Annotated in this window: 10 protein-coding genes, 1 pseudogene and 1 riboswitch; of the genes and pseudogenes, 7 read left to right on the plus strand and 4 right to left on the minus strand. The window is 54.6% G+C overall.

Annotated features, from left to right (window positions below):
* Nucleotides 1-34 precede the first annotated feature (34 nt).
* Complete coding sequence (locus tag H8E27_00715; GenBank protein MBC8324142.1) at nt 35-1,012, plus strand: type II secretion system protein; 978 nt, start codon at nt 35-37, stop codon at nt 1,010-1,012.
* Between the two features lie 251 nt (nt 1,013-1,263).
* Here H8E27_00715 and H8E27_00720 read toward each other — a convergent pair whose 3' ends face one another.
* Nucleotides 1,264-1,455, minus strand: a complete 192-nt coding sequence (locus H8E27_00720; GenBank protein MBC8324143.1) for a hypothetical protein — start codon at nt 1,453-1,455, stop codon at nt 1,264-1,266.
* 266 nt (nt 1,456-1,721) lie between these two features.
* On the opposite strand from H8E27_00720, the gene H8E27_00725 reads away from it, so the two are divergent.
* Both H8E27_00725 and H8E27_00730 read left to right on the plus strand, forming a co-directional pair.
* On the plus strand, nt 1,722-4,442 hold the full coding sequence (locus tag H8E27_00725; protein MBC8324144.1) for a VCBS repeat-containing protein: 2,721 nt from the start codon (nt 1,722-1,724) through the stop codon (nt 4,440-4,442).
* Nucleotides 4,443-4,661: 219 nt separating this feature from the next.
* Nucleotides 4,662-4,799 (plus strand): annotated as a pseudogene (locus H8E27_00730) (type II secretion system protein).
* A gap of 936 nt (nt 4,800-5,735) precedes the next feature.
* Here the strand turns inward: H8E27_00730 and H8E27_00735 are convergent.
* Complete coding sequence (locus H8E27_00735) at nt 5,736-5,909, minus strand: hypothetical protein (GenBank protein MBC8324145.1); 174 nt, start codon at nt 5,907-5,909, stop codon at nt 5,736-5,738.
* 219 nt (nt 5,910-6,128) lie between these two features.
* On the opposite strand from H8E27_00735, the gene H8E27_00740 reads away from it, so the two are divergent.
* From H8E27_00740 to H8E27_00750, 3 genes are all read left to right on the plus strand, one after another.
* A complete protein-coding gene (locus tag H8E27_00740) occupies nt 6,129-6,254 on the plus strand; it encodes an ASPIC/UnbV domain-containing protein (GenBank protein ID MBC8324146.1) in 126 nt (41 codons plus the stop codon).
* A 224-nt stretch (nt 6,255-6,478) separates the two neighbouring features.
* Nucleotides 6,479-7,189: a type II secretion system protein gene (locus H8E27_00745; protein MBC8324147.1), complete on the plus strand. Its 711-nt coding sequence runs from the start codon at nt 6,479-6,481 to the stop codon at nt 7,187-7,189.
* Nucleotides 7,190-7,247: 58 nt separating this feature from the next.
* Entirely contained in the window at nt 7,248-7,412 is a 165-nt protein-coding gene (locus H8E27_00750; GenBank protein ID MBC8324148.1) for a hypothetical protein, read from the plus strand.
* 139 nt (nt 7,413-7,551) lie between these two features.
* Here H8E27_00750 and H8E27_00755 read toward each other — a convergent pair whose 3' ends face one another.
* Nucleotides 7,552-7,836 carry a hypothetical protein gene (locus tag H8E27_00755; GenBank protein ID MBC8324149.1) on the minus strand — a complete coding sequence of 95 codons (285 nt, stop codon included), beginning with the start codon at nt 7,834-7,836 and terminating at the stop codon, nt 7,552-7,554.
* A 30-nt stretch (nt 7,837-7,866) separates the two neighbouring features.
* Nucleotides 7,867-8,499, minus strand: a complete 633-nt coding sequence (locus H8E27_00760) for a DUF1080 domain-containing protein (GenBank protein MBC8324150.1) — start codon at nt 8,497-8,499, stop codon at nt 7,867-7,869.
* A 246-nt stretch (nt 8,500-8,745) separates the two neighbouring features.
* A riboswitch (SAM riboswitch) is annotated at nt 8,746-8,872 on the plus strand.
* Between the two features lie 77 nt (nt 8,873-8,949).
* Between H8E27_00760 and H8E27_00765 the strand changes: the two genes are divergently transcribed.
* Complete coding sequence (locus tag H8E27_00765) at nt 8,950-9,156, plus strand: hypothetical protein (protein MBC8324151.1); 207 nt, start codon at nt 8,950-8,952, stop codon at nt 9,154-9,156.
* Nucleotides 9,157-9,515 lie beyond the last annotated feature (359 nt).

The following is a 9,515-nucleotide window of genomic DNA, read 5'->3' on the forward strand; positions in this document are numbered from 1 at the left end:
AAAGGGCGCACAACCCAAACTAAAAACTAAAACTATGAAGAACCAAATCAAAAAGGGTTTTACCCTTATCGAATTGCTGGTGGTCATCGCCATTATTGGCATTTTGGCCAGCATGCTCCTTCCTACCTTGGCTAAAGCCAAGAAAAAGGCCAACCGCATGAAATGCTCAAGCAACCTCGGGCAGCAGTCCAAGGCTTACATCAGCCAGGCTGGTGAAACAGGCGGCTTTATGTGGCTCCTGCAGGATCGCGATGCGCTGGATGCTTACGCATCGGATTATCGGGATAACACCCCCACTACCGACCACAGGTACGATTGGGGAAACCACGGTGACCAAACCGTCAAAGGCCCTAACGGCGTTCCTGCTGGTTATCGGTTCTACCCGCGTTTACATATGAACGACATTCGTTTCGTGAATGTTTCCCCCGGCATCCGCAGCTCACTGGCTAACGCCAAAATGTTGCTCTCGCCCTCCGATCCGAAGTCCAAACGCTTCAACCAATTGGAGAGCACCCGCGGCAAACTTGACGGTGGCAGCTTCGCCTACATCGATAAGGGTAGCCAACATGGCTACCACACCGATCACCGAGGTGGCAGCTATGGCTTCCACATGGGTGGCGATGACCAAAAAGCCGAATCCGTTCTGCACTTCACCCGCAACGTCCAAGGCGAGGGTTGGGACTGGGCCATGATGCCTCGCGGCTGGTCCCTCGGCGGCTGGTGGTGGGTGAGCCCCACGTTGCGTGTGGGCACCCAAAGCGCCAACGAAAACAACCACAAGTGGGTTGGCGTAGACAACACCAACAGCGCCGGTATGGGCGGCAACGCTCGAGGTGGCGCCCACGGCATGTCCGGACTGGACGGCGGCCAAGGCAGCTACTCAACTGCTGATGGTTCCGTGAAGCAGGCCGACGACGGCCAGTGGACCGCAGCCCTCTACACGGCACAAAAGCAAAAGGGTGGTCAAACTGACTTCCCACGCCGTGGTTCGGTCAGCCGTCACCTGCACTAAGCTGCAACGACCTGATTAACATTCAAGCCCCCTGGCGAAAGCCGGGGGGTTTTTTTGTGGGCCTTCATTCATCGCGCGGGCTCAGCCGGAGCTGATTCGGAGCAGGGTTGGGTGAGCGTTCAATGCCCTCGGATTGATGACAAAGCCGCAAGGATGAATCCCTTGAAACCAACAGCCCGCATCCAACAAAGCAACAAGGCACAAAAAAAGCCCCCCAGATTGGGGGGCTTTGTGATTAATATGAAGGTCGTTTAGTTGCCTTCTTCGCCACCACCTGCGGGGGGGGGAGGAGCTGCGTTGTTGGTGTCGCCGTCGCCAGCACCACCCTCGGGAGTCTCTGTTGCGCCGCCGTCATCTTCAGCGGCGCCACAGCCAACCATAAACGTGGAGAGAGATGCCACGGCGAACGCGGTGGCCACATATTTAGTGTATTTCTTTAGCATTTTTTCTTTCTGGGTTTTCTTTGACAGGATCGATTAATCGGCCCCGTCGCCAAGGCGACTGAGCGGGCTCATTTTGCGGGAAAGACCGAACGGTTGCAACTTTTTTTTCCATCAAAAAAATCCCTCGGCAGTCCAACGGGACGCGCGGATTTACCGCATCCACATTTGATAAGGGCGCGTGAACCCGCCCTGCCGATGCCTTAATTGGAGGTTGTATCGGAGCCTTCCCGCGCATAGAATTAACGAACCTAATCCTTTTAACGCCCATGAACAAAATATCCCTGCTCCTCCCGCAGTGTGTGATCGCGTTCGCCCTTGCCTTGGCCCTTGCCTTGGCCCTTGGCTCGAGCTGCTCGCGTGACGCCAAACCCACCCCGCCCGCCGGAGGTTCGTCCGGCAAACAATCCGCCGAACGCGTCGTTCAAGCTTCCGATTTGAATCGGCGCCCTGATGGGCTGCATTATTTCAGGCAGGATACCGTCCCGTTTACCGGTGTGGTCAAAAGCACCCACACTAATGGCAAGCGGTGGATGGAAAAACCGTATAAGGACGGCCAGCCTCACGGGAAATGGCAGGAGTGGGATCCGGAGGGGAAACAAAGAACGCAGCTCTCTTTTGTCGATGGAAAACGTGACGGGGAATGTTCCGAGTGGCACCCGAACGGCCAACTCCGCTGGCGGGCGGTATTTCGCGATGGCCAACCGGAAGGGAACTGGGATGAATGGGAACCGGACGGCCTGCACGTGGGGCACCGCGAGTTTGAGGGAGGGCGTTTGGTCAAAGAATCCCTGCCGGAGGAATTGAAACAACGGATGCAAACGATGACCAACGACCGGCAGCAACTGGATCAAACGGTGTGGAAAGAGGAAACGGCCGCCCAACAGGTAGAGGCGGTGTTCACGGATTTGTGGGATGAACTGCGCGGGGCCAAGGATAAGTTTGCGCCGCTGGCCGAATTCTCGTTCTCCAGCCTGAGCCTGCCGACACAGCAATCCAACCGCACGCTGGAATGGGGCATTCTCGATCGTCGGCTCGCGCTGAGCGCGGACGCCAAACCACTGAACCCGGCCGAATGGAACGCATGGCTGGCGGCCCGCAAAGCCGAAGGCTGGACGTTGATCGAATCGGAATGGCATCAGGAAAAATTTGCATTCAAGCAGGGGTCCGAACGCGCGGCCGATTCGCTGTTCCGTTTCACGCTCCACGTGCAACACCAAACCCGCCGCGTGATCCTCCGGGGCGAACTGGAAGTGGAATGGCCGAACCTGCAGGATAAGCAATCACTCAAAGTGGGCGCCCTTGCGGTCACCTCCATCCGCGCACTGGAGCGCACCGGCGCGCCGCCGTTTGCGACGCAACTGAAGATCACCACCTCCAACGAAAAGGGCGACGCACTCGCGCCCACGCTGGTGGTGGATCTGAATGACGACGGCCTGCCGGAAATCATTTTGCCCGGCGCCAATGAACTGCACTGGAACCGCGGCAACTGGAAATTTGATCTCGAGCCGTTGCTGCGCTTTCAGCAGGTGCCTCCCTCGACAGGGATCGTTGCCGATTTCAACGGCGATGGCCGGAAGGATCTGCTGGCCTTCTCCAAAGTAGGCAGCCCGATGCTGTACCCGGCCGACGCCGCAGGACGGTTCAGCCTGCAGCCCACGCCGGTGCGGTTCCCTATGATGCGGGAAATCAAAAGCCCTTCCGCCTGTAGCGCGGGCGATGTGGATGGCGATGGCGATCTGGATGTGTGGATGATGCAGTACAAATTCCCGTACATCAAAGGCCAGTTCCCCACGCCCTATTATAATGCCAACGACGGGTACCCCTCCTTTTTGCTCATCAACGACGGTCGTGGCAATTTCACCGACGCAACTGAGGCGGCCGGACTGGCGGGCAAACGCTTCCGCCGTTCATACAGCGGATCGCTCGTGGACCTCGATGGTGATGGCGATTTGGATCTCATGAACGTCAGTGATTTTTCCGGCCTCGATCTGTATCTCAACGATGGCCAAGGCCGCTTCACCGACGTCACCGCCACCCTCGGCGAAGATCGGTTCAGCTTTGGCATGAGCCACGCCCTGGGAGATTTTAATAGCGACGGAAAGCTCGATTTGTACATGACCGGTATGGGCTCCACCACCGCGCGCCGGTTGGAAACCATGAAGGCCGGCCGCAAAGATTTCGCGGGCCACCAAGTGCACCGGATGAAAATGGGCTACGGCAACCGCCTTTTTCTCGGCGGCGAAAACGCCTTTGTTCAGGCGCCTTACAATCATCAGATCGCCCGGGCCGGTTGGAGCTGGGGCGTCACGGGCGCGGACTTCGACCTCGATGGCGATCGCGATCTCTTCATCGCCAATGGCCATCTGAGCCGGGAATCTTCCAAGGATTATTGCACCACCTTTTGGCGGCACGATATTTACTCGGGCAATTCCAAAGCCAACCCCGTGCTCGGCGAGTTTTTTGTGGACCTTCACGAGCAACTGCAAAGCAACTGCTCGTGGAACGGCTTCGAGCACAATGTCTTTTACCTCAACCTCCCCGGCGAAGGGTTTGTGAATGTCGCTTTCCTCCTCGGCGTGTCGCATGAGTTTGATTCCCGGATCGTCGTCGGCACCGATTTTGATGCCGATGGCAAACCGGATTTGCTTGTGTCCCAGCTCTCCGCCAAGAAACGTGGCTCCACCGAGTTACTGCACCTCATCAAGAACAACTGGAAAACTTCCGGTGGGTGGATTGGAATGCGCTTGAAGGGCAGCCCCGGCATCTCGCCCCTTGGCGCGATGGTAAAACTCAAGGCAGGCGATAAAACCCTCATCCACCCGGTCACCTCCGGCGATTCCCTGTGGGCACAACACCCCGCAATCGTTCACTTTGGCCTTGGCGATCTAAAATCCGTTGAGGCGGTGGAAATCAATTGGGGCAACGGAAAAACCACCCGCATTCAAAACCCCAAAATCAACCAATACCACCTCGCGCAACCCGAATAGCGCCCATCTATTTTCCACGCATGCGCGTGGATTTTACGCGCGCTGCGTGAAAATTAGCCCGCTGGACACCTCTGGTTTTGGTTTTTGCTCGTTTTAGGTTAAATTTCTGGTTTTTTAAACATGGCACAAAACTTGCGTGCGCCGCATTGTGGATTCGTGTCCACAAACAAAACCCGTGCCGCGAAGGCATGCAACTCAATACCTAAAAAACTACAACCCATGAAAAACCGATCAAATAAAGGATTTACCCTGATTGAGCTCCTGGTGGTCATTGCCATTATCGGCATCTTGGCCAGCATGCTCCTCCCCACCTTGGCCAAGGCCAAAAAGAAAGCAAACCGCCTGAAATGTTCCAGCCAAGCCGGTCAATTGGCCAAGGCTTTCACCAGTTCGGCCACAGATCAGGATGGACTTTTCCAGTGGGAGATGACCGAGACGGATCTAAACTATCTCGCTGATACTGCTAACGAAGAATTAGGCATCGTTTCACAGGGAATGATTAATAGAGGCCACCCCGGACCGAAGACTCAGTACCATTACAGCTGGGGGATGTTCAAGCACATCGAATACCTTTGGATCAACCCCAATGTTCGGAGTTCACTCGATACCTCCCGAATGTTGCGTTCACCCTCAGATTCTAAAACCAAGCGCCATAATGATATGGACTGGCGAAATGGAAAACTAAGTAATGGCGGCTGGTGCGCGCAAAAAATGCGCACACGCTATAAGGTCAATACCAATGCGCAAAGCTACTGCATTCATCCCGGAGGCGATAGTCAGAATGGCAACAAAATTCTGGCCACTACTCATAACCTAATGGGTGATACCTCTGCAGCCGGCTATCAGGCGAATGCCAGTAATCTCATGATTCGAAATCGGCGCGAATTCTTCGATCAAGGCATCTGGCTTTCGGCATCCCAAATTGGCCAGCAAAATGCCGATGGCAATGAGTATGTCAGTTTTGTTGGCCCCTCTACCTCCGGCAATTGGGTCAGGACCACAAATAGTTCAGGCACGGCCAAACGCACGTTCAGCGTCAATAAGCAGCGCGCTTTTTCCGGCCTTGATGCCGGGCAGGGGCAGGTAGCGAAATCCGATGGATCCGTTCAAATGACGGATGATTCGGGATTGCAGTCTGCAGTCAAGGAACACGCGGAGTCTAAGGGTGGGCTCAATTCCGGTCTCTCGGAAGTGTTGATGACCTCTCACTGCCACTAACAAGAAATTCGGCAAAAAAGAAAGGGCGGAGGATCACCTCCGCCCTTTTTGATTTTATATGAAGGGATTCCTAATCTAACTCCCGGTAGATCCATCCCCTTCAATGGTGCCTTCTTCTTCCGGGCTTTGATCAGCGGGTGGAACATAATCAGAACCTGTTTCGTCCTCAGAGGAACAACCGATCCCGAAGTTTAAGCACCAGAGGAGACAAGCAATAACAGCAAGCGTTTTGTTTTTCATTAATTTCATTGATAATCGTAGGTTCTCTGCGTGACAACACGCAACGCCGCTCAATCTAGCCGCTCAATGAGTTGCAGTCAAAGCCAACCTTCTCCCAAAGGGCAAACTCACCCAGCAGAAGGGCTTCGGCATCTCGCCACTGGGCGCAATGGTAAAACTCAAGGCAGGCGATAAAACCCTCATCCCCCGGTCACCTCCGGCGTTTCTTTTTGGGCACAACACCCCGCAATCGTTCACTTTGGCCTGGGCGATCTAAAATCCGTTGAGGCGGTGGAAATCAATTGGGGCAACGGAAAAACCACCCGCATTCAAAACCCCAAAATCAACCAATACCACCTCGCGCAACCCCAATAGTGCCCATCCGATATCAGCGCACGAGCGTGTATTCTACACGCAATGCGTGAAAATCAGCCCACTGGGCACCCCCTAGATTTTGGGTTTTGCTCTTTTTAGGTTGGGTTTCTTGTTATTAAAAAATGGCACAAAACTTGCGGCCATTGTTTGGTGGACTTGTGTCCATAATCAAAAAACCCGTGCCCGCGAAGGCATGCAACCCAAAACCTGAAAAACTACAAACTATGAAAACCCAGACAAATAAGGGATTTACCCTGATTGAGCTTCTGGTGGTCATTGCCATTATCGGCATCTTAGCCAGTATGCTTCTTCCCACCTTAGCCAAGGCCAAGAAGAAAGCCAACCGCATGAAATGCGCCAGCCAAGTCGGTCAAATCAGTAAAGCCTACATCGGACACGCAACCGACATGGAAACCTTTCCGTGGTTGATGATGGATCGCGACAATATGGCTATGTACACGCCTGATTATAAAAACTCGGCCTACCAAACCACCGCCCATTACACCTCATACGGAGACGACTCCATGAAGAATGGGCCAGACCCCGTAAGAACCGGGTTCCGTTGGATTTGGGCCTACCATGTCGGAGATATCCGCTTCGTGCTCATGATGCCAACCATCCGCCGCGCGCTCGACAATGCCAAAATGATTGGCTCCCCCTCGGACCCGAAAGCCAAACGCTACAACCAGCGTGAAGCCACCCGCGGTAAAATCGATGGCGGCAACTGGGGTTACGCCACCACGCGTAATTTCCATTACGTGCATACCTACGCCGGCAGCTACGGCCATCACCACGCCGGTGACGACCAATCCCCCGAAATCAATGCTCAATATGACGCGCAACTTCACGGGTGGGGGCCGCACCTGGGCCTATCTTCCCCGCGGCAGATACATCGGCTGGAACGGAAATGTAGCCCGTCAAGTACACTCGGGTAAAGGTGCAAGCGCTGCTACCGCGCTCCTCGGCCCAGGCGAAGGCTCCGGCCAAAACCAAATGGCTGGCCTCGATAGTGGCAATGGCAACTGGTCCACCTCAGATGGCTCCGTAGTACAAGGCGACCAAGTTCAATGGAATGAAGCCATCCACACCACCACCCAATCCATAGGTGGCAATCTGGATCGTACGAACAATTCGGTGAGCCGTTTCCATACTAACTAAATCTGGATTATTCCAATCGCATTCATTACATCTCAAACCCTCCCGTAAAAACGGGAGGGTTTTTTTGTGATCTCAAAAAGCCTCATTGCGGGTAGACACAAAAAAAACCCCGGAAGCCGGGGGGTTGAGCGTTGGCAATTTATTCAGTGCCGGTAGAAGTTCCTTCAGGAGGGGCTCCCTCGGGTTGCTCTTCACCAGGAGCAGGTCCATCACCGGTGTCTCCATCATTGTCTTCGCCCTCCATCGGGCCGGAATCAGCGTCATCCGAACACCCGGTAAACATTGCCACGCCGGCAGTCACTGCAGCTGTAGCAACCAGTTTAGTCAGTTTATTTTTTAGCATTTTATTGAGTTGTTGGGTAGCCCCGTTCATACGCGGCATAACTGCCACAGTCCCGAATTTACCCGCAAATGGCAAGGCCATTTCAGATTCAACCGGACTAAACTGAACAAATTAAGGCAGTTCCTTGAGCTTAATATCCCGATACCAAGCCTCGCTCGGCGGTCCGCCGTGAATTTGCAACGCGATTACCCCCGCCAGCGGGATCTTTGGATCCGGCTCGGTGTAATCGACCGTCAACTGACCGTTAATGTACAACCGGACGCGCCGGCCTTCGCAATGGATTTGATAACGGTTCCAATCATCAGGTTTTAGCACTTGTTTGATCAACGCCGCCTCGGCCCGTGCCAGCATCGTGCGGCGGCGCGATTCGTCATATAAACTGCCCCACCAGCCCACGCCCATATCCGCTTGATAGCCCACCACCTCGTGGTGATTCGGAATCCGTTTCGTGCGAAACTGAATCCCCGCATTCGCCTTCGGGCCGCCAAGCAGCTTCACCTCCAGCGTGAGGATGAAATTTTTGTAAGTCTTCTTCGTACACAAGAATTCATTGCGGGGAATCTTTTCCTTCAATGACCCTCCCACAATCGCCCCTTGCTCAATGCGGAAGGATTGTTCGTTCCCCTCCCAACCGGCCAAAGTTTTGCCATCAAACAATTTGACCCACTCGGCGGCCTCCCCCAAGCAGGTTTGACACACAATGAGCGCGGTGAGCGCGATCCCCAATCGGTTAATTGTTCGCATGCCCGAGCTTACCACGCGCCCGCCGAAAAACAATCGGTAACAATGGCAGGCCGTTCCCGTCTAAATGAGTATGAAGATTGAATTAACCAAAATCGACAAAGTGTTCCTCGCCTGCACAGGCGGCGTCACCTTGCTCGCCATGTTCAGCATTTCATTAATGTAACGCTGAATTCACCCCCTGTTTATCAGGAAAACCGTGTATGACAAAAAAAACCCTTGCAGCCCGTGGCTCATTATGTTGCCTTCCCCGCGCATCAGGAATGGCTCTGAGATGAGTCTGGCAACCTGGCAACGGAGCAAGCCAAGGTGCCTTGGAAAATAACTGTGTTATTAGCCGATGTGTGGGGCCAATCCCCAAACAACAAACTCCGGGGAGATGATCCGCCGCTGATGCACTATATTAGCGGCGTTTTGATTTCTGGAACCTGAAGCGTTTAAAACAAGCGCACCATGAAAACACATACCCTATCTGTAAGAGTTAACCGAAAAAATCCGGATCACCATCTGTGGAATAACCACGGCACCTGGTGGCTGCACTATACGCTGCACCTGGCCGATTTCACCAAACGCCGCGTCCGCAAAAGCCTCGGCACGAACTGCGTGAATGAAGCCCGCACCCGCCGCGACGTATTGCTCGCCGACCTCGCAGGCAAATAACCCAACCGGATCAGTTTAACCCAACGGCGCCCCTCACCGGGCGCCGCTTTTTTGTGCCCAAACAATCTCAAGAACTCATTGGCAAAGGTGTCCCCAACTCGTCCACGCCAAGCCCAACCCCGAAACCGCCAAGATTTTTGGAGGGACGAGCCTGCGAGTCCGTGGCTGTCCCTAGCGCAAGCGGACTCGCAGGCTCGTCCCTCCAGCGCGAAGCTGCCCCAGGGTAGGGCGTGCTCTCCGAGCGCGCCTTGGCCGCCTCTCCGAGGCGGCCCTACCTTTCACGGAACCTCCAAAAATTAGAACCCTCGCTGCGCTCGCCTTGAAGGGTTGAGGTTCAAGCACCAAGGTTCAAGGGATCA

The sequence above is a fragment of the Limisphaerales bacterium genome (genome assembly GCA_014382585.1).
GTDB lineage: Bacteria > Verrucomicrobiota > Verrucomicrobiia > Limisphaerales > UBA1100 > JACNJL01.

What these genes read in the sequence shown, in the direction of transcription:
- H8E27_00750 (MBC8324148.1), top strand. Translation starts at nt 7,248, where the DNA reads ATGGCTGGCCTCGATAGTGGCAATGGCAACTGGTCCACCTCAGATGGC.
- H8E27_00765 (MBC8324151.1), top strand. Translation starts at nt 8,950, where the DNA reads ATGAAAACACATACCCTATCTGTAAGAGTTAACCGAAAAAATCCGGAT.
- H8E27_00715 (MBC8324142.1), top strand. Translation starts at nt 35, where the DNA reads ATGAAGAACCAAATCAAAAAGGGTTTTACCCTTATCGAATTGCTGGTG.
- H8E27_00720 (MBC8324143.1), bottom strand. Translation starts at nt 1,455, where the DNA reads ATGCTAAAGAAATACACTAAATATGTGGCCACCGCGTTCGCCGTGGCA.
- H8E27_00735 (MBC8324145.1), bottom strand. Translation starts at nt 5,909, where the DNA reads ATGAAATTAATGAAAAACAAAACGCTTGCTGTTATTGCTTGTCTCCTC.
- H8E27_00745 (MBC8324147.1), top strand. Translation starts at nt 6,479, where the DNA reads ATGAAAACCCAGACAAATAAGGGATTTACCCTGATTGAGCTTCTGGTG.
- H8E27_00725 (MBC8324144.1), top strand. Translation starts at nt 1,722, where the DNA reads ATGAACAAAATATCCCTGCTCCTCCCGCAGTGTGTGATCGCGTTCGCC.
- H8E27_00760 (MBC8324150.1), bottom strand. Translation starts at nt 8,499, where the DNA reads ATGCGAACAATTAACCGATTGGGGATCGCGCTCACCGCGCTCATTGTG.
- H8E27_00755 (MBC8324149.1), bottom strand. Translation starts at nt 7,836, where the DNA reads ATGGCCTTGCCATTTGCGGGTAAATTCGGGACTGTGGCAGTTATGCCG.